18 protein-coding genes are annotated in these 25,994 nt (G+C 51.3%); 7 read left to right on the plus strand and 11 right to left on the minus strand.

What is annotated here, in order from left to right; genetic code table 11:
• The first annotated feature begins 25 nt into the window (after positions 1-25).
• Positions 26-484 (plus strand): hypothetical protein, encoded by a 459-nt coding sequence (locus ACR9FF_RS20385; RefSeq protein WP_127490581.1) that lies wholly within the window; start codon positions 26-28, stop codon positions 482-484.
• Positions 485-542: 58 nt separating this feature from the next.
• Here the strand turns inward: ACR9FF_RS20385 and ACR9FF_RS20390 are convergent, their stop codons facing one another.
• Genes ACR9FF_RS20390 through ACR9FF_RS20410 form a run of 5 tightly spaced genes read right to left on the minus strand, consistent with a single transcriptional unit; the run spans position 543 to position 6,669 of the window.
• The gene (locus tag ACR9FF_RS20390) at positions 543-1,778 is read right to left on the minus strand and encodes a sialidase family protein (protein ID WP_435164264.1); all 1,236 of its coding nucleotides are present in this window, start codon (positions 1,776-1,778) and stop codon (positions 543-545) included.
• A gap of 26 nt (positions 1,779-1,804) precedes the next feature.
• Positions 1,805-3,169, minus strand: a complete 1,365-nt coding sequence (locus ACR9FF_RS20395; RefSeq protein WP_435164267.1) for a glycosyltransferase family 4 protein — start codon at positions 3,167-3,169, stop codon at positions 1,805-1,807.
• Positions 3,166-4,386 (minus strand): glycosyltransferase family 4 protein, encoded by a 1,221-nt coding sequence (locus ACR9FF_RS20400; RefSeq protein ID WP_435164270.1) that lies wholly within the window; start codon positions 4,384-4,386, stop codon positions 3,166-3,168. The genes ACR9FF_RS20395 and ACR9FF_RS20400 overlap by 4 nt, the downstream gene beginning before the upstream one ends.
• Before the next feature lie 18 nt (positions 4,387-4,404).
• On the minus strand, positions 4,405-5,382 hold the full coding sequence (locus tag ACR9FF_RS20405; protein ID WP_248762748.1) for an NAD-dependent epimerase/dehydratase family protein: 978 nt from the start codon (positions 5,380-5,382) through the stop codon (positions 4,405-4,407).
• A 12-nt stretch (positions 5,383-5,394) separates the two neighbouring features.
• Positions 5,395-6,669 (minus strand): nucleotide sugar dehydrogenase, encoded by a 1,275-nt coding sequence (locus ACR9FF_RS20410; RefSeq protein ID WP_435164273.1) that lies wholly within the window; start codon positions 6,667-6,669, stop codon positions 5,395-5,397.
• A 288-nt stretch (positions 6,670-6,957) separates the two neighbouring features.
• Here ACR9FF_RS20410 and ACR9FF_RS20415 point away from each other — a divergent pair, with 288 nt between their 5' ends.
• Positions 6,958-8,331 (plus strand): glycosyltransferase family 4 protein, encoded by a 1,374-nt coding sequence (locus tag ACR9FF_RS20415; protein WP_435164275.1) that lies wholly within the window; start codon positions 6,958-6,960, stop codon positions 8,329-8,331.
• A complete protein-coding gene (locus ACR9FF_RS20420) occupies positions 8,250-8,591 on the plus strand; it encodes a hypothetical protein (protein WP_435164277.1) in 342 nt (113 codons plus the stop codon). Before ACR9FF_RS20415 ends, ACR9FF_RS20420 begins: the two co-directional genes overlap by 82 nt.
• A gap of 39 nt (positions 8,592-8,630) precedes the next feature.
• On the opposite strand, the gene ACR9FF_RS20425 is transcribed toward ACR9FF_RS20420, so the two are convergent.
• The 4 genes from ACR9FF_RS20425 to ACR9FF_RS20440 all read right to left on the minus strand — a co-directional run bounded on the left by ACR9FF_RS20425 (position 8,631) and on the right by ACR9FF_RS20440 (position 13,375).
• Positions 8,631-9,026 carry a MerR family transcriptional regulator gene (locus tag ACR9FF_RS20425; RefSeq protein WP_435164279.1) on the minus strand — a complete coding sequence of 132 codons (396 nt, stop codon included), beginning with the start codon at positions 9,024-9,026 and terminating at the stop codon, positions 8,631-8,633.
• 40 nt (positions 9,027-9,066) lie between these two features.
• Positions 9,067-10,107 (minus strand): NAD(P)-dependent alcohol dehydrogenase, encoded by a 1,041-nt coding sequence (locus ACR9FF_RS20430; RefSeq protein ID WP_201002019.1) that lies wholly within the window; start codon positions 10,105-10,107, stop codon positions 9,067-9,069.
• 136 nt (positions 10,108-10,243) lie between these two features.
• Positions 10,244-11,371: a serine hydrolase domain-containing protein gene (locus ACR9FF_RS20435; protein ID WP_435164281.1), complete on the minus strand. Its 1,128-nt coding sequence runs from the start codon at positions 11,369-11,371 to the stop codon at positions 10,244-10,246.
• 30 nt (positions 11,372-11,401) lie between these two features.
• Entirely contained in the window at positions 11,402-13,375 is a 1,974-nt protein-coding gene (locus ACR9FF_RS20440) for a beta-galactosidase trimerization domain-containing protein (RefSeq protein ID WP_435164283.1), read from the minus strand.
• 158 nt (positions 13,376-13,533) lie between these two features.
• Here ACR9FF_RS20440 and ACR9FF_RS20445 point away from each other — a divergent pair, with 158 nt between their 5' ends.
• Positions 13,534-14,403 (plus strand): helix-turn-helix domain-containing protein, encoded by an 870-nt coding sequence (locus ACR9FF_RS20445; RefSeq protein WP_435164285.1) that lies wholly within the window; start codon positions 13,534-13,536, stop codon positions 14,401-14,403.
• Positions 14,404-14,413: 10 nt separating this feature from the next.
• Here the strand turns inward: ACR9FF_RS20445 and ACR9FF_RS20450 are convergent, their stop codons facing one another.
• On the minus strand, positions 14,414-15,286 hold the full coding sequence (locus ACR9FF_RS20450; RefSeq protein ID WP_435164287.1) for an AraC family transcriptional regulator: 873 nt from the start codon (positions 15,284-15,286) through the stop codon (positions 14,414-14,416).
• A gap of 115 nt (positions 15,287-15,401) precedes the next feature.
• Between ACR9FF_RS20450 and ACR9FF_RS20455 the strand changes: the two genes are divergently transcribed.
• The 3 genes from ACR9FF_RS20455 to ACR9FF_RS20465 are packed head-to-tail and all read left to right on the plus strand — an operon-like array spanning position 15,402 to position 21,043.
• A complete protein-coding gene (locus ACR9FF_RS20455; protein ID WP_435164289.1) occupies positions 15,402-16,073 on the plus strand; it encodes a hypothetical protein in 672 nt (223 codons plus the stop codon).
• Entirely contained in the window at positions 16,070-20,044 is a 3,975-nt protein-coding gene (locus ACR9FF_RS20460) for a glycoside hydrolase family 2 protein (RefSeq protein WP_435164291.1), read from the plus strand. The genes ACR9FF_RS20455 and ACR9FF_RS20460 overlap by 4 nt, the downstream gene beginning before the upstream one ends.
• A gap of 18 nt (positions 20,045-20,062) precedes the next feature.
• The gene (locus ACR9FF_RS20465) at positions 20,063-21,043 is read left to right on the plus strand and encodes an alginate lyase family protein (RefSeq protein ID WP_435164293.1); all 981 of its coding nucleotides are present in this window, start codon (positions 20,063-20,065) and stop codon (positions 21,041-21,043) included.
• 345 nt (positions 21,044-21,388) lie between these two features.
• Here ACR9FF_RS20465 and ACR9FF_RS20470 read toward each other — a convergent pair whose 3' ends face one another.
• Positions 21,389-25,942 carry an Ig-like domain-containing protein gene (locus ACR9FF_RS20470; protein WP_435164295.1) on the minus strand — a complete coding sequence of 1,518 codons (4,554 nt, stop codon included), beginning with the start codon at positions 25,940-25,942 and terminating at the stop codon, positions 21,389-21,391.
• Between the last annotated feature and the right edge of the window lie 52 nt (positions 25,943-25,994).

The raw sequence follows: 25,994 nt of genomic DNA on the forward strand, positions 1-25,994 counted from the left end.
TTGCTTTTTGAAAGGAGGTGATAGCATGACAGTTACGATTGTAGACTACCAATACCAAGAAGTTGCTGCCGGAACGGGCTCGCTTCCGTTCACAATCTCTCCGGGGACAGAATACTTGCTGACTTCCGTTTTTCTCCAAATCAACAACATCAATAACCGGATTGAAATCAAAGCATCGATTGGCTGGGAAGCACAGCTGCTGCTGCTCAATATTGTTCCAAAGCTGCTCTTCCGGATCCGGCGCGGCGGCATCGCTGCTCCTGCTCCGGTAGTGTACCAGACAATGGATTCAGCCTTTATCGGAACAGTACAAGAAGGCCCATGGGTAGCGCTTGATTTCACGACGGCCTTCCAGCATACGGAAACGGCAACGGCTGGTCTGGTTGGTACCTTCCAGCAATATTCCCTCACCGTTGAACATGTTGGACAAAACTCGGTTACCTTAACCGGCCCCGTGCATCTTGACGGTACGGTCTATCTGTAAGCAGGCAACATTGAGGTGGTTGGTTAGCTGGATTCCGGCTAACCAACCGCTTCTTTGTTTACCTGTCTTCGAAAATATTCTGCGATCCGGTTCTCGTATCCATCCATACAATGAAAGTTGTCCCTGCCGCGTTGATTTCCAGGTCGTTATAATCGCCAATGGACGGTGTAGGTTCGCCAATCGACGGGTCTGCGTTTGGATCAAAGGAGACGCTGGTAATCCGGCGGTTAGGCAGAAACGTATTGCCGGCATCATTCGACTCGGTCAAATACACATCAATGAGATTAGTGGTTACACGGTTCGTATAGTACATAGCCTTGAATGCGCCGGTGTCGCGGGAAACTGTCGCATTGGGCAAAAAGTTCTGCGTACCGGCTGGGCTGTCATCAATCTGCTTGGCGGCTGACCAGGTATTGCCCCTGTCCGTCGAACGCGACATAAAGATATGCGCACTGCCCGTACGGTTATCTTGCCAGACGGCATAGACGATACCTTGGCCGTTAAACGGCGAAATATCCGTTGCCATATAGGCTATGGTTAAGACACGGAAGCCAAAGGTTGGAACCGGAAGAGGGGTTGGTACGAGGCTGACCGTGGACACGGTTACGATTGGCCCAAAGGTTACTCCCCCGTCCAGCGATCTGCGCATTAAATATTGCGGCGTCCCAGGTCCGTATTGCATCCATCCGACATACACATCACCTTGCGGTCCGATCGCAATCGTAGATCCAAAGCTTGATACGCCTTGCACTTGATTCGTCAGCAGAATTGGCGGAGACCAAGTCTGTCCTTGATCAAGGGACCGTTGAAACAGGGTTTCCGACTGCGTGAAATTGTTAAAGTATCGGGTATACGCCACGTAAGCCTGCCCTAAATAAGGGCTGCCATTCGCCGTATCAATCACTAGCGCCGGTTTATCATTATAAACGGCCGTCCCGAAGCCCTGATTGACAATGATTGGAGCAGAAAAAGAAGCTCCGTTGTCGGTTGAACGATAGACGATAATAGACGAGTTCTGCACAGGGTTTACAGTGAGCGCGGTAGCGGCGACGAGAAAGGTCTGACCATAACCAAAAGCGGCTATGCCGTCTCCCGAGGCGTCAAATCCCGGTGGAGGTGAAAGTAAGGTTTGAGTATACGATACCCCTGCGTTAATCGAACGGTAGACCGTTGTCATGTTATTGCCCGAACGCAAATCATTTGTTGTTACCACGATGGTAGACTGGTCAAGCGTATTAAGCGCAATGGACGGCTCCTGCTGAGGTCCGGAAGGGGTAATTTGTTGGTTTGCCATTATCATTACTCCTTTCTAATTATTTATTAAGACTGGTTGGCTTGAAACAAGATCGAGCCAACAATATGGTCGTCTACGATTGAAAAAGACTTAGGAATGTCCATCTGATATGCATTCCGGAAATAGGTGCATATTTTCGCCCCATGGTGACCGGGATGCTTAAGCGGATGGGAAGCCTTGCGGATATGCTGTTTGCTCAGAAGCCGTTCATACAGCTCTTCGATTCGTTCTGCCATTGCGGGAAGAGACCATTGCTTGAGGCCCCAGCTGTGTCCGTTCTTGGCTAAACGGTTGCGAAGCGGCTTGTTCTCGATCAACAATTGCAGGCAGCGCGACAGCTCGCCGCTATCCCCGGCTCTTGCCATCAGACCGGTCTGACCGTGCTGAACCATCTCCGGAATACCTCCGGCATCCGAAACGAGTATCGGCTTGCTCGCAAGCTGAGCTTCCATGACGGCATACGGCTGGTTGTCATTCAAGCTTGGAAGGACGATGATATCCGATTGACGCATTAACGAAGGCACGTCATTCCTGCTTCCCGCAAATACAACATAAGGCGATAAGCCGAGTTCAAGCGCTTTGATCTCCAGCTCTGCCCGGAGATTGCCGTCGCCAACAAACAGACATCTCCAATCGTTTCTGGATTGTTTGAGCAGGTGCAGGGCATCCAACAAGCTGCTGTGTCCTTTTACTTTATCCAGGCGGGCTGGACATAGAATATTGCAGTTGTCTTTTGGTAGCTTGAAAGAAGTTCTTTCTTTTGTGCGCTGCAAAAAATGCTCGATGTTCATTCCGTAAGGTACGACCTCCATATGGTCACCGGGCACCAAGTAACTGCCAAGCGTCCGATGCAGCCAGTTGGTAGGTACAACGGCCAAATCGCTTGAGGTAGCCCCATAATATTCTCTGGCGCAAGCATACTTCCAAATTGAATCGGAAGGTGCTCGGCCCTCCAGGGAAACCCAGAAATCGGTAGCGAGGCACCCGTGTATCGTATTGATCAAAGGAACGCCAACCGGCTTGATTTGCCATAAGGCACGCGAGGAAATGACGTCTTGCGCGTGGATGATATCATAACCCCGAAGGCCCAAATACGAAGCCGCCAGCGCATAAGAGCAAAACTCGATTTCCTGGTCCACGATCCAAGGGTCGATTGGAATCGGCTGCGAGGCATACACCGCTTTTATTTCTTTTTCAATTAAAGGTCTAAACAATTTTTTCTCAACTCTGCGGCCGGTATTCACGATATAGTAGCTGCTCTCGTCCGGATGTCTCGCTAGTATGTCTACTTCATGGCCGAGCTTCTCCAGACTCGCTTTCAGATCCTGAATATATACCCATACCCCGCCTACATGCGGAATCAGCCAATACGTTGCTATAAGAATTTTCATAGGCTGTCAGCACGCTTCGATGCTATCGTTTTCTCGTAAAGAAGAATCGTCCGGTTAATCATCGTTTGTAACGACCAATTGCGAAGACCTTGATATCTCGCTTGATTGGCCAACTTCTTTCTCTGGTCTTCATCACCAAGCAGCTGATTCAAGCCCCTGCATAACAGATTCGCCTTCCCGTTTGGAAAAAGGACGCCCGTCTTTCCATTGTCAATCATTTCGGGTATTCCCCCTGTGTCTGAAGCTATGATGGGTTTTCCAGCCACCTGCGCTTCCATTACGACAAACGGCAAATTGTCATGAATGCTTGGCAGAACAATCAGATCCGCTTCCTGCAGCAGCAGAGCCATGTTATTTTGGTGACCAAGAAAGCTTACCTGTTGACCTAACCCCAATTGGCTTACCGATTGTTCCAGCTGGCTGCGCATGGGACCGTCCCCCGCCAACCAGCAAATCCAATCCGAACGGGTTTCCTTTAGCTTAGACAAAGCTTGCAGCAGCACTTGATGGCCTTTCACAGGATCGAGACGCGCGGGACATAGGATTAATTTCAAGCCGTTTTTATTTAAGGCAGGCGTATAAAGGGCGGATTGATGGAGGAATTTCATCGTATCGAAGCCATAAGGAATAACCGCTGCCGAAGAATTTGTTCGGCCGGGTTTGACGTCATATTGCCGCTTAAGCCACCCGGAAGGAAAGATAACCCGGTCAGCTGCTAGTCTTCCGTAATGATCAAGCGCTTTCGCCCATTCCCAGGATAAGGAGCGCTTCGAGACAACACCCTGATGCATCCATTCCGCGGCCAGGTCTCCGTGAAGAGTTAACAGCAGCGGGATATGGGCCGGTTTTACTTCATGGGCGCCTATCGCGGATATGACATCCTGCGCGTGGATGAGATCGTAATCGTTCAATCTGAAATGGGATAACGCTTGACGGAAAGCGATGCGCTCGCTTTCCATATCACCCAGCCAAGCGTCAAAGGAAGGCATCTTTATATTGTATCTCGTACCGATCTGCCGCTTTACCGCCGCCGAAACCAACGGTTTATCGATGGTTTTCCCCTTGTCTACAATGTGGTATTTCATCCCCGTTTCGTTATGGGAGATAATATCCACTTCATGTCCCAGGTCTTCAAGTCCCTTCCTTAATGCCAGCGTATACGTGGAAACTCCACCGGAATAAGGAATACACCAATAAGAAACAAGGGCAATCTTCATTCCGCTTCCCTCCTCCGGCTAGACTGTCTCTCGGCTGATACGCTGGCGGTACCACTCAATCGTTTTAATTAGTCCTTGCTCCAGTGACACGGACGGGCTGTAGCCTAGTATAGTCTCCGCCCGAGTCAAGTCGGGCTCGCGGGCCGGCATATCCTCGTAACCCGGACCGTAAGCCTCCGCATAGGATTTGAGTATAACCGGCGACGTAGAACGGCTCAGCTGGATAATCAGCTGCGCAAGCTGAGTGATCGTCACGGAATGAGTCGAGCCGACATTAAATGCCAGACCGTCTGCCTCCGGGCTAAGCGCCGCGATCGTTCCGCTTACGGTATCGTCCACAAAGGTGAAGCATCTCCGCTGCGTACCGCTCCCGTATACCTCAAGTGGTTCTCCTTTTAATGCGGCGGTAATGAATCTGGCTACGACCCCTCCATATTGCGAGTTTGTTTGTCTAGGTCCGTAGGCATTGAAATAACGGAGCACCGTTACCGGAAGTCCCTTCGCCGCATACGCAAAGCACATATGCTCGTCAATGGATTTGGCCGTTGCGTAACTCCAGCGATGAATGGAAGGCGCGCCGTATACGCGGTCCGACATCTCGTTAAACGGCAGCTTCTCGTTTTTCCCGTAGATCTCCGAGGTCGATGCAAATATAACCTTCATGCGGCTTGGATAAGCCAGTTCAAGAATGTTACGGGTCCCGTCGATATTGCCTTCGATTACCTTGATTGGATCTTCTACCGTATTTTTCACTCCAAGCACGGCTGCCAGATGATAGACCGTATCCGCTTGACTCATGCATTTCTTCACTAACTTCCGGTCTAGTACCGATCCTTCAATAAGCCTATGACGAGGATGATTGGATAAGTGAGCGAGAAACTCGTGTCTTCCGTTCGAGAAATCGTCTAATGTCGTGACGGTGTGTCCTGCCGCCAACAAGCTTTCCACAAGATGAGAGCCAATGAACCCTGCCCCGCCTGTTACCAATATCTTCAAGAAATTCCCTCCTTAAATTAGGATCACATTATTCCGGTCCGCAAGTTTGCCGGTTGCATTTCTAGTATCCAAGACGATAGGGGTATGAGTGACAATAAGCTCGTATGGAATATTGGAATGATCCGTCAGAATGACGGTGCAATCGTAATTTTTCATATTCCTGGCAGTAAGCGGAAGCGAATGGAGGGTTGTTTCTCCCACTTGAAGTTCGTTAACGTAGGGATCGAAAAACCCGACTTGGACGCCTTCTTGCAGCAATTGTTCAATGATAGGCAAAGCGATGGATTCGCGCATATCGTTTACGTCTTTTTTATACGTGACTCCGATAATCAGCACACTGCTGCCCTTCAGCTCTTTAGGCTTCAGTGTTTTAGAAACTCTTCCCACAATATAAGCGGGCATACTCTCGTTTACTTGCGAGCTCAGCTCGATGAAAGGCATGTCGATTTGATGCTCTCTCGCCTTCCACAGCAAATACAAGGGATCAACCGGTATGCAATGTCCGCCGATTCCAGGACCGGGATAATATTTGGTAAATCCGAACGGTTTTGTCCCTGCTGCCTCAATAACTTCCCAGAGATTGATATCCAGCTCCTCGCATAGCTTAAGAAGACTGTTCATAAAAGAAATGTTCAGGAATCGCTGGCAGTTTTCCAGCAGCTTCGTCATCTCCGCGGCGCGGGGGGAAGAGACGACCACCACCTTCTCAAATGCCGTACCATAGACTTCCTTGGCGTACGAAGTGCTTGCCGGATTCACTCCGCCTACTACCTTTGGAATTTGCGAGAGCTCCCAATGCGATCCGGGATCGATTCGTTCCGGCGAATAAGCTAGCAGAAGATCCTTCCCGACCTCCAGTCCCGTGCTCTCGAGAAGCGGCTTCAGGATTTCCTCGCTGGTTCCCGGGAAGGTGGAGCTCTCGAGGGCTACAAGCTGGCCTCTTCGCAGATAAGGAAGTATGCAGCGTGTAGCGTTTGTCACAAATCTCAAGTCCGGCTGCATTTGCTCGTCAAGCGGTGTCGGAACGCACAAAATAATGACATCCGCCTTCTCTATCACTTCAAACGAATGGCTGACATGAAAGTTTTTTCCGCTGAATAGCTCTCGAATATCGTTCCTCTTATAGTCGGATAAATAGGACTGACGTTTCTGCAGCATTTGAATCTTGCGAATATCGGTATCGATTCCGTATACCGTATTCCCCTTCTCTACGAACAGCTTCGCGAGCGGCAATCCGACATACCCCAGGCCGATTATGGCAATTTTATATTTATGGGCAAGCTCCAATCTCTTTCAACTCCTTCAATTCATCTTCTAGCATGATACGCAAATGAATCAGAGAAGCATTAGATTAACGTCTAAAGGCTATGAAAATAGTAGTTTATCCCGAATTTTCGGACTAAAAGAGATAAATGCCATGCTTTGGCGATTATTGTTGGGAATCTATCTTTTATACAAGCTGCTTAATAGGCAAATGCCCGTCCGAAAATACAAGTGAAATAGGTTCATGTACGTTAACAATACATTGGTTGAATCATATACTAATGGGACGACGGACCAATCGGAGGACACAACATGCGAATCTTAATCGCTTGCATGTGGGCACTGCCGCATGCCGGCGGCGTTAATACCTATGTCAATCAACTGGTCAAGGGATTACAAGGTGCCGGACATGAAGTTGATATATTTTCCTCAACACCGGATGCGCAAGGCTTCTATATTCCAAGCAGAAATTTATTGATAGAGAAGAGTAAGCTAGCACCTCTCATTGCCCACCAAACGGAGCTTTATTTGAATCAAATGCTGCTTGATATCGATCCCTGGATCAAACAAGCAGAGGTTGATAGATTGTGCATGGAAGCGGCCGCTTTGTATTTTGGGCTAAACGAATACGATGTCATACACGCGCAGGACATCGTAAGCGCACACGCGATTGCGCGCGTTAAGCCTGCACATATCCCGCTTGTCACTACCATTCATGGTTGTCTGACAAAGGAATGGTTTGTTAAATTGAAAGAAATGGGCATAACCGACCAAAATATAAACTCTCCCTTGTGGCATTATTCGTCCTTGCGGGAGTACCTTGGCGCAACGGTTAGCGATGTAACAATTTCTCCTTCGCTTTGGTTAAAAAACGAGCTGGTTAATGATTTTGCCGTTCCCGAAGAACGAGTGACGGTCAGTCATTACGGGTTTGATATCGCGGAATTTCAAAATAAAATGCTAAGAGAACCAAAGACGGTTAAACCCCTTGCCGAAAAGGTATTTATATGCCCCGCCCGCTTCGATATCGTCAAAGGACATTCCACTCTCATTCATGCCTTAGCCAAGCTAAAGGAAGTACGCTCCGATTGGGTATGCTGGCTGGTCGGGGACGGTTTCCTGCGCGAGGATTTAATTCAACTGACCAATCAGCTTGGCCTCTCGAATCATATTCTTTTCTGGGGACACCGGGAGGACGTGCCCGAAATGATGCAGCAAGCTGATTTTGTCGTGTTGCCCAGCATGCAGGACAATCAGCCGTTTGCGATCATTGAAGCTCAAATTGCGGGTAAACCGGTAATCACCTCTGATGCCGGAGGCATTCCGGAAATGGTTACCCATCTTCAGAACGGGTTGGTATCCCGCTTGGGAGACCCGGAGCAGCTTTATTCATGCCTTCGAACAGCCCTCGAGGAGCCGGAGCTGTTAAGCGTGATGGCCGAACAAGCGAAAGCGTGGGGACATCATCATTGGTCATTGTCTACGATGATCTCACGGGTTCTGGAGCTGTATGAGTTCGCGCGGAGTAAACATGAGGAGGAGCGTCTTTCCTTTGAGGCTCAATCTGGGGAACAAGCCATCTCAATGCCAGAGGAGGAGCGCAAATGGGTTTCATCAAGAAAAAGAAAACGGACAGCTCGAAAAACAAAAAAATACCGAAAAAAAATAAGAGGTTTAAAAAGATAAAAAAGGCAAAAAAGCCGTTTAATAAACGAAGAAGGAAGCATGTGCCGGCTTCAATTGAAACGCTGAACCTCGCGCCTCTCTTTGCTTCTCCTCTCGATCCAAACTTTATCCTTTCAAAAACGGATGAAGAAGTTTGGAGACGTATTCTGAAAGCTCAGCCCAAAGACTACGTCCTCCCTGACACCTTTACCTTTCAAAGGCTTAAGCAAGTCATTCCGCCGATAATAGCACCTGAATCAGAGGAATCGATATCGCAATAAAAAAGAGCGGGCCGTTCATAAGCAAACGGCCCGCTCTTCCTATTCTTCCCGCTCCTGCGGCTTGTATAATTCCTGTTCCTTGAGATGCAGGTTTTGTCCGTAATTTTCAATCTTGGAGTCCAGCCGCTCCAGCGTCCTTGTCATTTCGTCGATCCGGAGACGGAGCTGCTCCCGCTGCTCGATTAGCAGCTCTTTCCTCGCCTCCGTCGTATGATCGCCCTGCTGGCACAGATTGACGTATTCGATCAAAGCTTCAATCGGGAGACCGGCGTATCTCATGCATTTGATAAACTCCACCCATCTGAGATTATCCTCGTTAAACTCCCGGATGCCACTGTTATTGCGGTTCACGGACGGGATTAATCCAATACGTTCATAATAACGGAGCGTATCCTGTGACAGGTCGTACTTGGCGCTGACCTCGGCCATTCTCATACGAAATGTCCCTCCTATCCATAATCGATATAATAGTAGTTTACATCGTCGACATATCGATGACAAACCGATAACGGACATCGCTGCGGAGTACGCGTTGATAAGCTTCATCCACCTGATCGGCGTTGATCCGTTCAATTTGCGGCTTAATGCCATGCTCCGCCGAGAAATCAAGCATCTCCTGCGTCTCGCGGATGCCGCCAACAAGCGAGCCGGCAAGGCTTCGGCGCTGCATGATCAGAGAGAAGGCTCGATAGGAATCCGGTTCGGAAGGCGCGCCGACGTTAACCAGCGTACCGTCAACGCGGAGCATAGACAGATAGGCATCCACATTCAGATTGGCGGACACGGTATTCAAGATCAGGTCAAACCGGTTGGCCAGCTCTTTGAACGTATCCGGGTTGCTTGTTGCGTAATAATGATCCGCGCCAAACGCGATGGCCTCTTCCTTCTTGTTCATAGACTGGCTCAGAACAGTCACTTCCGCTCCAAGGGCATGAGCGTATTGCACGGCCAGATGGCCAAGGCCGCCCATGCCAACGATAGCAACCTTTTTACCCGGGCCCGCATTCCAATGCTTCAAAGGAGAGTACGTTGTAATACCCGCGCATAAAAGAGGACTTGCAGCGTCAAGCTCCAGGCTGTCCGGAACTCGGACAACAAATCGCTCCGTTACAACGATCTTCTGGCTGTAACCGCCATAAGTCGGCTGCCCGTCATAGTCGAGGGAGTTATACGTGCTGACCACGCCTTTCGTACAGAACTGCTCCTCGCCCTGCAGGCAATATTCGCATTCGCCGCAGGAATCCACAAAGCAGCCTACCCCAACGCGGTCGCCAACGGCAAACTTCGTAACCTCGGACCCTACTGCTTCCACGACACCCGCAATTTCGTGCCCGGGAACAAGCGGGAAGATTGCCTCGCCCCATTCGCCAAAGGCCGTATGGATATCGGAGTGGCAGATACCGCTGAATTTAATATCGATTAGAACGTCATCCGGACGCAGGGCTCTCCGTTCAATCGTTGTTTTTTCGAAAGGCGCTTTTGCGCTTGCAACACTGAGTACATGAGATTTACACATAGGTTTTCTCTGCTCCTTTAATCTATGAAATAAAGAACACAATCGGAGTATACATGCTGGAGTGAACTCCAAGTCAATCCCTTTGCTTAAACAAAAAGAACCGCTCCTCCTGGAACGGCTCCCTTCTTAAACAACCTTATAGATTGGCGTATACGATATTTCTTAACCGAGGATGGATGTAAGGCTCCTGATTGTTGAGAAGATGCTGAGCATACATGACGGCCAGTCCGGAGTCCGGATCCATAATCGCCATGCAGCCTGCGGCACCGCTCCAGCCAAATTCCCCCAGCGGGCTTAGCGATCCGCTTTGCGCTTTGGAAGCATGCGTTCTGACGCCTAATCCGTAGCCGTAGCCTTTCAGCTGCTCCCAGTTATAATCCCCGCGCATACGGTCGGTCAAATGGTCCGTCCGCATCAGATCAACCATCGCCGGCGACAAAATACGCACGCCATCCGGGCTTGTTCCCTTATTGGTGAGGGCATTGAGGAATAAAGCATAGTCGCTTACCGTAGAGAGCAGTCCCGCGCCGCCGCTCTCGTATTCCGTTCCAAGCCGGTAGCCGTTCCCGTCTTTGCGGACCGGTCGGCCCTGTTCATCCTTGTATTCGTATTGCGGCAGGAGGCGGCTCTGCTGCTCCTCGGAAAGATCAAACGCCGTATCCTTCATACCCAAAGGACCCGTAATCTCCTCCCGGATATAGGCGCCAAAACGCCGGCCGTCCACAACCTCAACAAGGGCCGCAAGCACGTCGTGACATAGGCTGTAATTCCAGCGGGTGCCCGGCTCGAAAAGAAGCGGTTCTTTGGCCAATGCCTCCGCAAAGGCTCGAGTCGGCACCCTTCCATTCGTTTGCTCCGCAACCTCCTTCAAGGAAGGAGACCCGATATCATAAGAGAAGCCGGCCGTCATCGTAAACAGATCGCGAACGAGAATCGGTTTCTTTGCTCTTTGGATCTCAAGCTTGCCGTCCGGAAGACGCTTGCGGACGTTCATGTCCGCGTATTCGGGAAGGTAAGCGGACAGCGGATCGTTCAGCAGCATTTTACCCTGCTCCACAAGCTTAAGAGCCGCCACGCAGGTCATGATTTTCGTCATCGAATAGATGTTGAAGATACGTCCCTCTTCAATAGGAGTCTCTTTCTCCAGATTGGAGAATCCGCTGCGATAACGGAATACCGTTTCGTTGCGGTGAATGACCATTACTTCCGCCCATGGAATGCGCCAGGAGGTCAATCGGTCGATAAATTCGGTCAAAGCTTTCATGAGTGCACTTCCATTCTATGAGATAAGTTTCTATTCGTAATCCATGACAACCATCTGATGGCATTGCAGCTCAGGCACGGTATAAGCAACTGCGCCATCGTTGCTGCTGAACGGCAGCGGAGTCATCTGCGGCGCTAGATAGACCTGTCTCACGGGACGAGCTGTCCGAACCGAAACCTGAACATTGTACAGAGGAATAATATCCTCGATGACTTCCACCCCGTCGCCTCTTCTTACCGGCGAAGCATACAGGAGATGATTAACAAGGCGATTCCGTTCCTTCTGCTCCTGAAGGGTAACGATGCCCTGCGCGGGCAGACTGGTTTGAAGCGTCTTATCCGGAAGCAGGCGATCCAACGCGTATAGAACGGCTTCCTTCAGAATCAGGCTGCCTTTCTTCGCGTAATCCTCAAACACGTTCCAGGCGATGTAGATTCCGCTGCCGCTCTCCACCATGCCGGGGCCTCCGTTATTGTAGCTGCTTGGCGTGTGCTGATGGGAGCAGAAGGTGAAGGCCTCCCGGTTAAAGAACGGATCTTCACGCCTGCCGAGCTCGGTTCCCCCGTTAAGCTCAATCTTCTGACCCTCGGAATAAAAGATGAAGGAGGCCTCTCCTAAACTCTTTAACGCAAAGCCCGGACGGAAGTAATCGGGGTTAAAAGGGTTCACTCCCAGGTAACGTACTCCGAAGTCAACGGCAAACGCTTCCCCTGCCGAATCAAGCCCGGACCAGCCCGTGGCGAGGAGCTTTCCGCCTTGCCGCAGGTACAACTCCAGCTTGTTCCGCAGTGGTTCATCAATTGCAACGTAATCCGGCAATATCAACGCCTTATAGGCGCTGAAATCATGCTCCTTGTCGATAACGTCAAACAGAATTTTGCCCTCAAGCAGCATCCGTACGGCCCCTGCATCGGATGCCCCTTTGGATAACCCATCCCGCGCTTTCTCATGGACGCCAGCGGCTTCAAGCGACAGAAGCGCCACATCGGCGACATTTGACGTGTCCGCGCACCAGGCTTCCTTGCTCTCAACCTCGCTATAGGCGGAGCCAATAAGCGCATACGTCGCTTTATCCATATAACCGTCCGGATGCAGCTGATCCCCGATCGAGCATTTCGCGCCATTGGCTATGCTGAGCGCCGCTTCGTAACGGAGGGCGTTCGGATGCTTATAGCCGCCGAATTCTCCCCAGGATGTATGGAATTTCCCCGTCATGCCAAGGAAATCAACGCCAAGAGTTTGGGCGTATCTGGCCGACAGAGGGAAATGATCGTAACCCCAGCCGCCCGTCGGCAGCGATTCCAGCTCCAAATGGGTGTTCATCATGGCCAAGTCGCGGCGTCCCCGCTTAATGTGTCCGCCATTGTGGAAGATCGGCAGCCCCGGCTTAACCGACTCCACCGTTTCCTTCACCTTTGCCGTATAATTGGCATACGTTCTTTCCCATAAACGGCGCATGGCTTGCTCATCCCTTGGATCCATGCCTTCCCGCCTTGCGCTCTCGATACAGTTATGGCAATAGCATTTGCGCACGCCAACTATATCGAGGAATACACCGTCCGCATCGTAACGAGACACCACTTCGCGAATTTGTGCGAGAAGGATATCGAGATAAGGGGAGTTCATGCAAAATTGATGATAGCCCGGCTCCAAAAAGCCTTTTACCCATCCGGTCGTATCGTTCTCGTCGCGGATCAGCCATTCCGGATGCCGTCTGGCCAGCTTCTCGTCAAGTCCGGCGGACAAGTAGACAGGAGTTTTGACGTCAATCTCATGCGCAGCCTCGATCTGGGCGGCAAGCAGATCAAAGCTGAGACCCGGATGGATCTCGTTTGCTTCCGAAGGATGGTAAGCCCAGCCGTGATGGCATTTGGAGAATACGGTAATGGAATCAACATGGCCTAGACGCAGCATCTCCTGAAACTGCTTTTTGTCAAAACGTTGACCAATGGGGGCGATAGCCTCTGAGGTATGGAAATCAAGATGGACCTGGCGAAAACGCATAAGTTGTCATCCTTTCCGGTTCGGTTTACCTTAACTATATAAGTTCCGCGTTTGACCGGACAGGTTCATTAACGACTTTTTATAGCACATTTTCTACCTAACGGATAATGGCCGTGATACAATCGGGTAAGCGATTACAACGCAAAGGAGCCTTCACCATGTTTTGCCTGGAACTTGTCATCCCTCCGCTTCCGCAGCTATTGACGATCGGTCATTCCTTCTGGACGCCGGGACAGCAGCATGTGGCAAGATCGTTTAACGTATACGACATGCTGTTTGTTCTGAAAGGAACCTTGTATATGACCGAAGACGATGTGCCTTACGAGATAAAGGAAGGCACCATGCTTGTGCTGGAGCCGAACCGCATGCATATCGGGCATCGCCCGTGCGAGGAAATAACTGAAATCTACTGGATCCATTTCGCTCATCCCGCCCCGGTCCGAGCGATGGACAGCGGGCAAATCTCTTGGTCGATTCCTTTCACCAAAGGGACCGTCGACGATCTCACTCCCCATCGGCAGGTCATGTACTTACCGAAATTCACGAATATACGCGCCACCGACGTTCTGCCGTTCCTGCAACAAATGCTGGAGCTCCATCATACCTTGTCGCCTGCAAGCTCTTTGCCGCTCCAGACGCTGCTAGCCGGACTTTTTGTTGAACTGCAGACAGCGGTAAGCAGCCAATTCGCTCCACGGTCCAGGCTGCTTTGCGATCAGACGATCGCTTATTTGCAGCAGCATCTGACCCGCCCGTTTGACGCGAAGCATATGGAGCAGACCCTGCATTTTCATTTCGACTATCTCGCCCGCTGCCTGAAGAAATATACGGGGATGAGCCCGCTTCAATATTTGCATAATCTGCAGATCAAAAAGGCTAAAACGCTGCTTGAGAGCACCGAGCATTCCGTATCCGAAATCGGCCAGCAGGTCGGGATCGAGAATACGAATTACTTCATAAGGCTGTTCCGCAAACAAGCGGGTATGACTCCAGGGCAATACCGTTCCGTCAGATTCGGACGGGTATAACCCGGGCCGGCTACTTGGCGGCATAATGCAGCGCCGAGCGGTAGTCGAGAGGCGTCATTCCTTTTTGCTTTTTGAACAGCTTGCAGAAATAAGGAGCGCTTAACCGGCCAACCTCATCAGCGATCTGCCGCACCGGCATGTCGGTGCTTCCTAGAAGCACGCATGCCTCGCGCATTCGCCTTGCCGTCACGTAATCCGTCAGCGAAACTCCCGTATATTGCTTAAATAGATGAGAAACGTAGTAAGAGGACAAATGCAGCTCTTCGGCAAGCAGCTCAAGGCTGAAGGGCTCGCGGAAATGACGCTCGATCCAATCCATCATCGCTTCGATATGGACGGTTTTGGCTGCGGACCATTCTTCCGGAGACAGCTGCGGCTGAGCAATAACCGACAGCTGCAGGTATCGCAGCAAAGAAATCAGCAGCAAAATTCGAGCCTCCTGCTCCTCCCCGTTCTCCCGTATCGATTGTACCTGGCCTTCCATGACGGACATTAATTGATTTTCCGAAAAGGAGAACTTAGGCATGGGCAGCGCTCCCCTGGTCAAGTAACGGAAAAAGGATAACAGCTTCGGAAATGGCGCCAGATAAGGCTCCAGAAACCGGGGATCAAAGGTCAGATTGGTTCGGACATAGCGGGCACTCTTCCGACCCGGAATTTCCAGCTTGTGCAGCTGATACGGCTGAAAGCAGAACAATGAACCCCCTTCAAGCTCGTAGCTATTGCCTTCCACCTCCACGACCCCGCGACCCTCATGAATAAAAAGCAATTCAAGACCTTGATGGGCATGAAACCGCAAAAAATGCTCCTCCGTCCATTCATCCCGGAATGCGAGAAAAAAGCTGCTTTGCCCCGGTGCTACATGCTCGATGCGAGATGCCAATTGTATCTCTCCCCCAAAGATAGAATCGCAATTTAGTTATATCTTAGCACAACAGAGAATAGTTCGTCCGGCTATATAATGAAGGCATCTTGATGATAGAACCCGGAGGTGCCTTATGCAGCGATATCATTATTTGGCGCACTGCCGCCATGGCGTAGATCCTTCCGTCTACTTCCGCGATGTTGCAAGCGAGCTTCAAGAACGGATGAAGGAAGCGGTCGTTCACCATCTTAGCTTGTTCCACTATGGATCCAAGCTTTTTCTCTACTATGAGAGCCCATTAAAGGATGCGGATCCGCACGCTCTCTTCGAGCGCTGCGAATCCGGACTTGAGCAATGGCCGGGCACGGACGCGCCCCGGAGATGGGTACCGATGATGGATATTTTCCATTATCAGCAGCCTGCCGGCGCGGAGCATTGGCGACGAATCCACCCCTCGCCGCAGCCTTATGCCCGGATCGCGCGGCTGAAACCGGAGCAAGCGGCCAGCTATATTTTCTACCATTATCAATACCAGGAAGAGCGCCCCGGTGACGGAGACAAATACGGTATGATCTCGCTCTACGAGAATCTGTTGTTTTTCTATTCCGAATCGCCGGCTACAATTGAACCGCCACCGTATGCAGGCAAGCTTGACACCGCAAATACGCCTTCCGATTGGCAAGCCGCAATGGATCCCCACTTCATCATGTGGGATCAAGACGCCGGCAAATCCCTGGCCTGGCTGGAGATTCCCCTGCTGCTCCAGCTTGAAGGCGAAGCTTATGGCAAGGAGCATGCACGATGAGAACAACGTTTAGCTTAAATGGCGAATGGGATTTCATGCCTCTGTATGAGCATGGACCAGACTTGACTCTTCCCGAGCAGCTTATCTACGAGGAACGGAAAGTACAGGTCCCGTCCAGCTGGCGTTCTTCTTACGTGCGGGCATCGGGCAAAAGCTTTGGGGAAATAGCCGATCACGGATATGCTCCCTATGATTGGTATGGTTATCCGAAGGAATGGGCACGGGCGGATGCCGGCGTGCTCCATCGGGTGTTTCAGGCGCCCGTAGAGAAGAACGAGCGTCTATTCCTCAGGTTTGACGGCATCATGCAAAAAGCCGCCGTCTATCTGGATCATCAGCTGATTGCTGTCTGGGAGGATGGTTATCTCCCGCTTCTCGTGGAGGTAACGGAGCGGATCCAGGCGGGAAGCAGCCACCAGCTGCATGTCGTGTGCGGCAGCTTTGACAAAGTTACGCTGCCTTCCGGGCAGCAAAAGGTTACCGGGTTAGTCGGCTCCTGGTTTGGCGCTCTAGCGAGAGGCCTATGGGCGGATGTTTATTTGGTAAGCAGGCCGCTGCTATCGCTCTCGGATGTAACGATCCGCACATCCGTCCGGGAGGGCCGGCTCCACGTAAGTACCGGGATAAGCCATTCCTGTAGGGAGCAGCTGGACTCGTCTATCAGAGTTGAACTGCGCGTAAGGGAGAGCAGCTCGCAAGCAGCCTCCCCTATTATCATAGCAGCTGAGGCTGTTTCGGCTGAATGGTCGAATAAGGGTCAATCCAGCCAAGCCGTTTTCTCTATCGAATGGGCAGATGCCAAGCTGTGGAATCCGGATCATCCTTTCCTCTACGCGCTGGAGCTGGTGCTAATAGACGGTAACCGTGTACTGGACCGGGTGGAGGAACGGTTTGGTTTTCGCGAAATCACTACCGAAGGTCCTCGATTCTATTTAAACGGGACTCCCCTTAACCTGCGTGGCGATTCCTGGCATTTCCAAGGCGGGATTCAACAAACGAAGGAGTACGTAAGGAACTGGTACCGCATGTGCAAGGAAGCCGGCGTCAACTGCGTTCGCCTTCATGCGGAGCCGCATCCGGCTTATTATTTGGACATTGCCGATGAAGAAGGCATGCTGATTGTGGACGAAACCGCGATTTACGGCTCCAGCAAATCGATGTTGGCCGATCATCCCGAATTTATAACGAACTGCAAGAACCATATCCGAAGATTGGTGGAACGGGACAGGAATCATCCTTCCGTTATCCTGTGGAGCCTGCAGAACGAGATGCGCTGGGTGGACGGGCGCGACGTCTTCAAGCTGCATATCCCGTCTATGATGGCTGTCATTCGCGAGCTTGACTCTACCCGTCCCATTATTCTGGAAGGAGATAACCGTCTTCTGTCCAAAAAATTAACCGAAGTAGAGACCCGGCATTACAACATCGACGGAACCATTGACGGTTGGGACCGCAAGGCGCCTCTCGTCTTTGGCGAGCATGGCGGCTGGTGGTATATTTGCCCTCAGAACAGCAGCATGTATGTTGGTCATCTTGCGTACAAGGATACGGAGGAATGCACAAAGGGGCTGGCGGAAAAGGAACGTTTGTTTATCGAATACGCGAGGCGGCAAGGGGTATCGGGTCTGTCCACCTTCAACTTTGCCCATTATTTCATGCGTGCGATGCCCGAGCGGGACATCCCGCTTCAGCTGCCTCATTCGGAAGCGGAAGGTCCGCAGCTGAAAGTGATTCCGCGGTACTCCCTAACCCTTAATAACGGCCTTCTTCCGGAGGAGTATCCGATGTACCGGAAAAATCCGTCCTTTGAGATTTTGGCCGCTGCTTTTAAGCCCGCCACTCTTATCCCGGCCGAATACAACCGCTCGTTTTTTGATGATGAGCCAATTGTCCGAAGCTTTGATGTATATAACGACACGCTGCATACCCGTCAGACGACTGTTGTCTGCGAAGTACGGCAGGAAGGACGGCTCATTCACAAGGAGACTTTCGAGTTCCGGCAAGCTCCGGCTAATCGCACCACGGTAACAACAAGATGGAAGCCGGAATCCGTTCATGATCAATCTCTTATTCAATTACATGCCGTGTTGCTGCATGATAATGTACCTGTGCATGAACTGGGTTTGAGCTTCAAGCTGTATCCTTCCCGATTTAAGACGGAGCCCGTCGTCATCAACCGGCCCGTCGTTTATACAGGCGGCGAGCACGACTACGCTATAATTCGTACATTGATTCCGGAATGCAAGCCCGTCACTGCGGAACAGATTCTGCAGCTGTCTCCTGATCATCTCCTCGTGGCGGGAAGCAAACTCGAAGATCCGGATGGACGGCTTGAGGAGGCGCTTAACCGGTACGTCGGTCAAGGCGGCAGGATTGTGCTGCTCGAGCAGCTTCATTTGTCCTTTGGAGATTTGGCGATCTCCCGGCAAAACTTCATGAGAGCTCATTCCGGGGATTACTGCCATCCCGTTTTTCAAGGACTGGATAACGATGATTTCATGTTTTGGCATGAAGAGCTTCGGGAAGACGGGCCTCTCCCCATTATCCATGCCGCTTTCGAGAAGCCGGTTAAAGGCCCTTTCAAGATGCTTCTGGAATGCAGCGCGGGAGATTTCGGGGATGGCGGAGATTTATGGTCGCCGCTTCTGGAATACCGGAGCAAGGAAGGGCTGTTTGTTGCCAATCAGCTGGAGCTGATGGCGAACTTCCACCGGGTACCGCAAGCCTGCCTCTTGCTTCGCAATTTGCTTGCTTATGCGGGGAATGTCGAGGACACGATTGCCCACCGTACAGGAGCGTTCATAGAGACGGGTGGAGAAACGGAAGCTTTCCTGCGTACAATTAGCCTTGTTTTTGATCGGCTTACGGACATTCCTAAAAAGCTCGATGATTATGGCTTAATTCTGATCGAGCCGCATCTGCTCGCAGATCCTAATTCGGCGACGGCTATACGGAGATATGCGGCAAAAGGCGGCAAGGTGGTCATCCTTCCTGCCGTAGACGGACAAGAAGCTGCGCTGGCCGCACTTCTTAGTCGGAATGTCACCGTCCGGGAGAAAGTAACCTATCATCTTGAAGCGGACTATTCGGATCCGGCGGTTCAAGGCATTAGTCCGGTAGATTTGTTTGGCTACGACAAGGTGTTCTTGTCTCCGCGGGACGTCGTGAACCGCCCTCTTGCTTCGCACAGCCTGTCGGTGGATGGCGCTGACGTACTGTGCAAGAGCGTGGAAGGTACCGCGTGGCACGATTATTTCATCGGCCAGCATACGGATGAATACAGCAGATTAGCTCTGGTTGAACTGAATCGGGAGAAAGAACAGCCAGCCGGGCATTACCTCCTTCACATGCAGGCAGGCCAAGGGTTGTTTATGCTCTCTCAGCTTCTTCTGGAACCGGAAAGCGACAAGTCGATTCGTTTGTATACGAGATTGCTTGCTAATCTCGGCGCGTCGTTTAATGACGGTCTCCTGTCGGCAGTCAAAGGCAGCAGTCAATGGGCCGTGGAGAAAATCATGGCCATGCCTTGCCGGCCTTATGTCGATTTCGAAGCCATGAAAGCCTACTATATCGATCCCGAGTTCTCGCTCAACAATCTAGGCGAAGGACTTTACGGCTGGATGCAGAAAAAAGAGCGGAGCCGCGATGACGGAACGTTCCGCATTCTTAATCCAAACGGAGACCGCTGGTTTCTCAGCTGCTTTGTTTATATGCTGGACCCTTCGTCTGAAGTAAAGAAGGGCCGGCTACAGATTACAACCAACAGCTCCTGCGAGATTTATATAAACGGCAGCCCGGTGGACGCGCCGGATCAAGAGATTACTCTCCAAGCCGGAATTAACCGGCTGATTGCCATTGTGGACGGTACGGAAGAGGATATCAGGATTGGCATGGTTTTAAAAAATACGGACGGCACTCCGATGAAGCATCTGCAATACAAGCTGACTCTCGACGAAGTAGAGCCTAAATAGAATAGGAGGAACGTCCTCATGAGCAAAAAGGAACTCATTTCCAAAACCGCTGCTGCAGCTAAGGATGAACTTCTGCGTTTAGCGGAGGAGAGTATGTCCGTCAGCTGTCATGCCGTTCCCGTCTGGCATATTCCCGGCTTTTATTTCAATGCCGCCGGTCACCAGGCCGCGAAAAAACTCATGGAAGCCGATGCGCAAGCCGCTTACGCGACAGCTCTTGCTTACCGGGTTACCGGTCAGTCCATCTATGCGGACAAAGCAGTGGAGCTGCTGCAGGGCTGGGCTTCTATTAACCGGGAGCTCGCGGACAAAGACGGTCCGCTGGTGTCCGCTTATTTGGGATCAGGCTTTCTTCAGGCGGCGGAGTGGCTAAAAGGTCATCCGGGATGGAGCCAGGAGGATCGGGATTCATTTATCCAGTGGATTACGACTGTTCTATTACCGGAGTGGGACCGTATCCCGCTCCGGAACAATTGGTGGAGCTGGAGCTTGTACGCCCAGCTATTGCTCTATCGTTTCCGGGATGAGGAAGCCTGTTTTGCGGAGGAGGTCGCTCATTTGAAGGAGCATATCGACTCTTCCCTGTCGCTTACCGGCTTTATCCCGGAAGAAACGCTAAGAGGAACCCATTCGATCTGGTACCATTATTTTGCCCTTGCTCCTCTCACGGCTGCGGCCAAGCAGGTGCTGGATTATACGGGCGAGGACTTGTATCGCTGGACCTCCCCAAGCGGCAATACCATCAAGAAAGCGTTAGATACGCTGCTTTATTATGCCAACGGCCGTGCAGGGAAGTGGCCATACGAGAAAGGCCAGAACGTCCCGGACCCTCTCTCTTCCCAGACCTGGCCTCTTGATCTCTATGAAGCGATGTCTAACATTTTCAAAGATCCCGAATACGATCAATTCGTCTCCCCATACCGCCCGATCATCGGCAACCGGAACAAAAGCAGCGGTTATTTTCAGTCCTACGCTTGGGTTTTCCCGGAGCTGCTGTAAAAAGAAACAAGGTACTACCAAAGTCATTAACGACTCGGGTAGAACCCTGTTTCTTTACATGTTAAACAGCAAAACGACGTACGTTGGATTTCATCCACTATATTCCTCTTATTTGGGCCAATCATCGTCACTAGGATGGATTCACTCCGGTAAAATCTCCGATTTTCTGCCCTTTGCCACGTTTTAAGCGCATTTCGTTGGACGAAATCCAATGTAGCCCGTGAGATGCTGCTAGCAGTACCATTTTATTGGATAAAATCCAACGTACGTAATCCAAGCTGGCTTGAGCAGACCCAAAATCACAAATAGCGGTGCAGAGGCTTGCCCCTGCACCGCTTTTTCCACTTACACCGTTAAGCTATTCCCTTGCAAAACATACGCTGCATCCCGCAGAAGATAAGCGGCTGCCTCAGCCTGAATATGCTTGCCGCTTTGCGCCTCCACATGGTTAATAAAAGCTTCCAAACTGCTGTTGTCCAGCTTCATCGTTAAGCTATTAGCGATGCCCTGGTTATCAATCCAGTTGAGCTCATAGAATTGCGCAACTAACTCTTTCAGCGAACCGATGTCGGCATAGGTGGTGAAGGTCACCGTGCTCTGCCGCGTATTCCCTGCCAGGTCAATGGCAGAAACCGTAAACGTATGGGACCCTGCAGCCAGCGTATACAACGGAATAGCTGCTCCCTGCTGCAGTGTCTGACCATCCAGCTGCGCGGTTGTTTTGCCTTCATCCACTCCGGAGACGGTATCCGTGACCGCCCAAGACAAGGTCACTGTTTCCGAGTTTGCGTATGCCTTCTCTTCCAATCCCGTTATAGAAGCCTCGGGTTTACTAGTATCAAGCTTAAAGCTTATCGATTTGTCCTCTTCTCGATTTCCGGCCGAGTCAACCGACCGGTAGTGCAGCGAGTAACTCCCGTCTTCACTAAACATTAGCTGGCTCTGATAAGGAAGCCAGGTCACCCCGCCATCGGTGCTGTATTCCGTGCCTGTCACGCCAGTTCCGCTGTCGATTGCGCTCAGATCAACGGTTACAGGCTTGGAATACCAATCTCCGGTGCCATCAGGCTGCGATGGAGTCATAGCTGCCGCCGTTACCGGAGCAGTCCGGTCAATCCGCGTAAACTTGACGTCGTCGAACCAGAACTCGCTGAAGCCCCCGACATAAAAGCCCACCGTTCCGGATGCATTATGCTTGGTATCCGTGCCGTCCAGCCTTAGCTCCCCGTTGACATACACTCTAATTCTTGCTCCGTCTACCAGAACCCGGATGCTGTATTCCGAATTAGGCTGCAGATCCTGACCGGAGAAGTTATTCGTCTGCAGCACTGTCCAATTCGGATTGTATAGAATCCACTGCGACGTGCCATCCGCCAACTTCTTGTATCCGATCTTGCCTGAAGTGCCGGAAGCCGATCGGTCATACACGTAGAAGGTACCCTGAGCCGGCATCTCCTCAGGCGTCTTCAGCTTAAAGGTTAAATCATAATCGGTAAATACCTTCGGATGTAGAGCGGAAGCTCCAGCTACAATGCGGTACATCTTATTGCCGTTTACGGTTACGATGCTCCGGTTCGGGTCAACCGGCCAGCTGTTCGCTCCTGAATCGAAATCCGTGTACAGAAGGATATCGGAGACGACTATTTTAATAGAAGCCGAAGCTTGCGGATTGGCAACGGAGGTGACCGTAATTGTCGTCTCGCCTTTTGCCAAGGCGGTTACCTTGCCGCTCTCGTCGACGGATGCAATATCCGGATTTACGGATTGCCAGACAACGGCGCGATTGGCGGCATCCGACGGATCGAATTGCACCTGCAGCTGCTGCTGTTCGTCAATGACCATGTTCAAGCTGCTCTTATCCAGCAGCAAGCCGGCTACATCGGTCGTCGGAACCTTGTACTGAATATCGTCGAACAGCAAATAATCAAAGCCGCCGGCATAGAACCCGACTTTGCCCGAAGGATTAAAGGTCGGATCCGACGCTTTCAGCTTCAGCTGGCCATTGGCATAAACGCTAATCTCCTGTCCCTTCACAATAATCTTAATATCGTATACGGTATCGGGCTGCAGATCCTGGGAGGCTGACGTATTTTGCTTAATCGTTGCCCATGCCCCATTATAGAGAATCCACGAGGAGGTTCCGTCCGCAAACTTCCGGTAACCGATTCTTCCTCCGCTGCCGCTTGGATTCAACCGGTCGAATACGTAAAAGGTAGCCAGCTCCGGAATAACGGGCGGCGTCTTCAGCTTGAAGTCAAGCTCGTAATTGCTGAAATCGTTATCGTTGAGCGCGGTGGCGCCTTTGAGCAGCTTATACATGTGATTGCCGCCGCCAACGTCTACAATGCTGCGGTTAGGATCGGTTGGCCAGCTATTCCTGCCGTTCTCGAAGTTCGTATCGTCCATAATGCCGTCTCCGACCTCGACGGTCACTTGGACTTCGTCCTTAAGAAGCGGATTGTCTGCCGATGCGGCCGTAACCGTTGCGCTGCCCAACTTCACTCCCTTCAGCTTGCCGTTTGCATCCACCTTCACGACGGATGGATTGCTTGATGTGTACACCAGTGCAGGATTAGTCGCATTCCATGGCAGCACCGCCGCATAAAGATCGTAAGTTTTGCCGATTCCGATCGCAAGGTTATCCTCATACAGCTCCACGCCTTCGACAGGAATAACGTCAGGAGCCAGGTAGGTTCCCGCTTTTTCCGTCAATCCCATCTCGCCAAACGGAATATCCGCAAAGCCCGGTATTTGCTGGAATACCGCCGCGTCGGACTTCAAATTCAAATTCCCGCCGGCCAGGTCTACAAATCCCGGATCCGAGTTCGTCACCCAGTTGTTTGCGTATTGCACCAGATTAAGCTTATCGTAAGCGCCGTTTGCGTTTGTCGTGCTGCTTCTCGCTTTAGTCGGATTGTAAATAACATTGTTCTTAAACGTATTGGTGTCCGGATAATAGCGGTTCTCGGTGAAGAAATCCGCCAGCTCCGGATATTTGGTCAGATGCGGCATGCCAACGAAGTTATTGTACTTGTCGAATAAAGCATGCCACGGTCCCATGTAGTTTTTGGAGATTTGCTGCTCCGGACCGTCGCCCAGGTACATATCCGAATATTCATATGGCGTCTTCGCGTCAATAAAGAGATTATTGCTGGTCTTAATATGGGCGCCGCCATTGTTCAGAATCGCGGAATTGCCCATCCGGTAGAAAATATTTTCCTCAATCGCAAGTCCCATCGTAAAGTTGTCCGGATATACCCCCTGCACGCCAGCCTTGCCTTCCCCGATATGATGGAAATAGTTCCTTCGGATAACGGTTCCCCGTTCCTGCGGCGATGCTCCCAGATTCATATAGATTGCGCCAAGATCCGAGAACGTTTTGCATACGTCATAAATGTTGTTGTATTCGACCACTTGATCGTTGCCAAAGATAAGGACACCCGGGTGCGGAGCGTCATGAATCTCGTTATGGGATATGCGGTTACCGGCTCCGGTCAAGATGACGGCAGGATTGTAAGCTTTATGGTAATAGGCAAAATCATGAATATGGCTGTTCTCCACCACGTTATTTCCCGGCTCCAGCGTCAGCCTGTCGCCTCCGTTCAGAATGACTCCCGTTCCTCCGATATGGTGGATATGGGTACCGATCACCGCATGATTCACCCCGGAAGCCTTGGCGAAGTCATCGTAAAGCCACCGGCTTTGGGTATTAATGCGCACGCCGCCTTCGGTGAAGTTGCGGATTTCGCAATACACGATCCGCACGTGATTGCCGCCCATGATTACCGCAGCGGAATCGCGGCCATTTTCCAATATTAAATCCTCAAAATTTACGAAAGACGTATTGACCGTATTAATCATCGGAGTCTTCAGCATCGTTACGGTAATATCCGGATTGGCTTTTTGAAGAAAAGCGGCTGTCGGCATGAAATACAGGATGCCTTGGCTCCGGTCCAAATAGTACTCACCCGGCATATCAATCTCTTCCAATAGGTTCTGGGCAAAATGAAAGTCCGGGTACCAGTTCTTGAACAAACCGCTCATTTCCCCGTAAGCCAATGTGATGGTTTTGCCCACAGTATCTATAGAAGCAACCTTGTTGTAGGACCATTCCCAGCTATAGCCGAAAATGCCGTCCAGCCATATATCGTCCGCCTGCGTCCATAACGCCGGCCGGTCGTAAGTATACTTGAACGTGCCGCCCCGCGTCTGCAGGTCAGCATCCTTGCGGGTTGGACCGGGGTCAACGATATCGCCCATCTGTACCGTCCCGTTATTCGGCCATCTTGCCAGGGTCATGCCCTGGCCTTCCACATACAGCTCCATGGGCGGCGTCTGGCTGACATCGTTAGCTTTGTAATAGCCATGCCGGCTCAGGACGCCGTAATCCGTTATGCCATGTGCCTTCAAATCTACCTGCAATACCTTTGTTCTTGCATCCGTGCTGATTATCCGGTTCAATACCGCTTCGCTCGTTACAGGCTCAAACCAGTCCTTCTCCAAGTTCCGGCCCCCGCTCAGGCTGACGGATTCTCCCGGGTAAGCCTTATAGGTGATCGGTTTATCCGCCGTACCCGAATCCTGCTCTTCGAGCTGAAAGCTTCCGGTCCGGTTGTAAACGCCGCCTCTTAAATAGACCGTAACGCCTCCTTCCGGCAGTCCCGAGCTTTGCTTTAATTGACGGACGGCATCTCTCGCCTTCTCCAGAGTAAGAAAAGGCGATTCTAAAGTCCCGGAGTTGGAATCGCTTCCATTTGGCGAGACGAAAAAGACCGCTCCGGCATTTTCGCCGGAACCTGTGCTTGAATCCGGGGATTCTGCCGCGAGCACGCCGCCTGCGGGAAACCCGCTCAGAAGCAAAGCCATTATCCATACGACCATCAGCATTTTCTTCTTCATGCTTAACTATTCCTCCTTATTGCTTGAAATAGAAAGGGAACCTTCTGGTTCC

The organism is Paenibacillus glycanilyticus, assembly GCF_051200795.1.
In the GTDB taxonomy this organism is placed as follows: Bacteria; Bacillota; Bacilli; order Paenibacillales; family Paenibacillaceae; genus Pristimantibacillus; species Pristimantibacillus glycanilyticus.

What these genes read in the sequence shown, in the direction of transcription:
- ACR9FF_RS20385 (WP_127490581.1), top strand. Translation starts at nt 26, where the DNA reads ATGACAGTTACGATTGTAGACTACCAATACCAAGAAGTTGCTGCCGGA.
- ACR9FF_RS20390 (WP_435164264.1), bottom strand. Translation starts at nt 1,778, where the DNA reads ATGGCAAACCAACAAATTACCCCTTCCGGACCTCAGCAGGAGCCGTCC.
- ACR9FF_RS20395 (WP_435164267.1), bottom strand. Translation starts at nt 3,169, where the DNA reads ATGAAAATTCTTATAGCAACGTATTGGCTGATTCCGCATGTAGGCGGG.
- ACR9FF_RS20400 (WP_435164270.1), bottom strand. Translation starts at nt 4,386, where the DNA reads ATGAAGATTGCCCTTGTTTCTTATTGGTGTATTCCTTATTCCGGTGGA.
- ACR9FF_RS20415 (WP_435164275.1), top strand. Translation starts at nt 6,958, where the DNA reads ATGCGAATCTTAATCGCTTGCATGTGGGCACTGCCGCATGCCGGCGGC.
- ACR9FF_RS20420 (WP_435164277.1), top strand. Translation starts at nt 8,250, where the DNA reads ATGGGTTTCATCAAGAAAAAGAAAACGGACAGCTCGAAAAACAAAAAA.
- ACR9FF_RS20425 (WP_435164279.1), bottom strand. Translation starts at nt 9,026, where the DNA reads ATGAGAATGGCCGAGGTCAGCGCCAAGTACGACCTGTCACAGGATACG.
- ACR9FF_RS20430 (WP_201002019.1), bottom strand. Translation starts at nt 10,107, where the DNA reads ATGTGTAAATCTCATGTACTCAGTGTTGCAAGCGCAAAAGCGCCTTTC.
- ACR9FF_RS20435 (WP_435164281.1), bottom strand. Translation starts at nt 11,371, where the DNA reads ATGAAAGCTTTGACCGAATTTATCGACCGATTGACCTCCTGGCGCATT.
- ACR9FF_RS20440 (WP_435164283.1), bottom strand. Translation starts at nt 13,375, where the DNA reads ATGCGTTTTCGCCAGGTCCATCTTGATTTCCATACCTCAGAGGCTATC.
- ACR9FF_RS20445 (WP_435164285.1), top strand. Translation starts at nt 13,534, where the DNA reads ATGTTTTGCCTGGAACTTGTCATCCCTCCGCTTCCGCAGCTATTGACG.
- ACR9FF_RS20455 (WP_435164289.1), top strand. Translation starts at nt 15,402, where the DNA reads ATGCAGCGATATCATTATTTGGCGCACTGCCGCCATGGCGTAGATCCT.
- ACR9FF_RS20460 (WP_435164291.1), top strand. Translation starts at nt 16,070, where the DNA reads ATGAGAACAACGTTTAGCTTAAATGGCGAATGGGATTTCATGCCTCTG.
- ACR9FF_RS20465 (WP_435164293.1), top strand. Translation starts at nt 20,063, where the DNA reads ATGAGCAAAAAGGAACTCATTTCCAAAACCGCTGCTGCAGCTAAGGAT.
- ACR9FF_RS20470 (WP_435164295.1), bottom strand. Translation starts at nt 25,942, where the DNA reads ATGAAGAAGAAAATGCTGATGGTCGTATGGATAATGGCTTTGCTTCTG.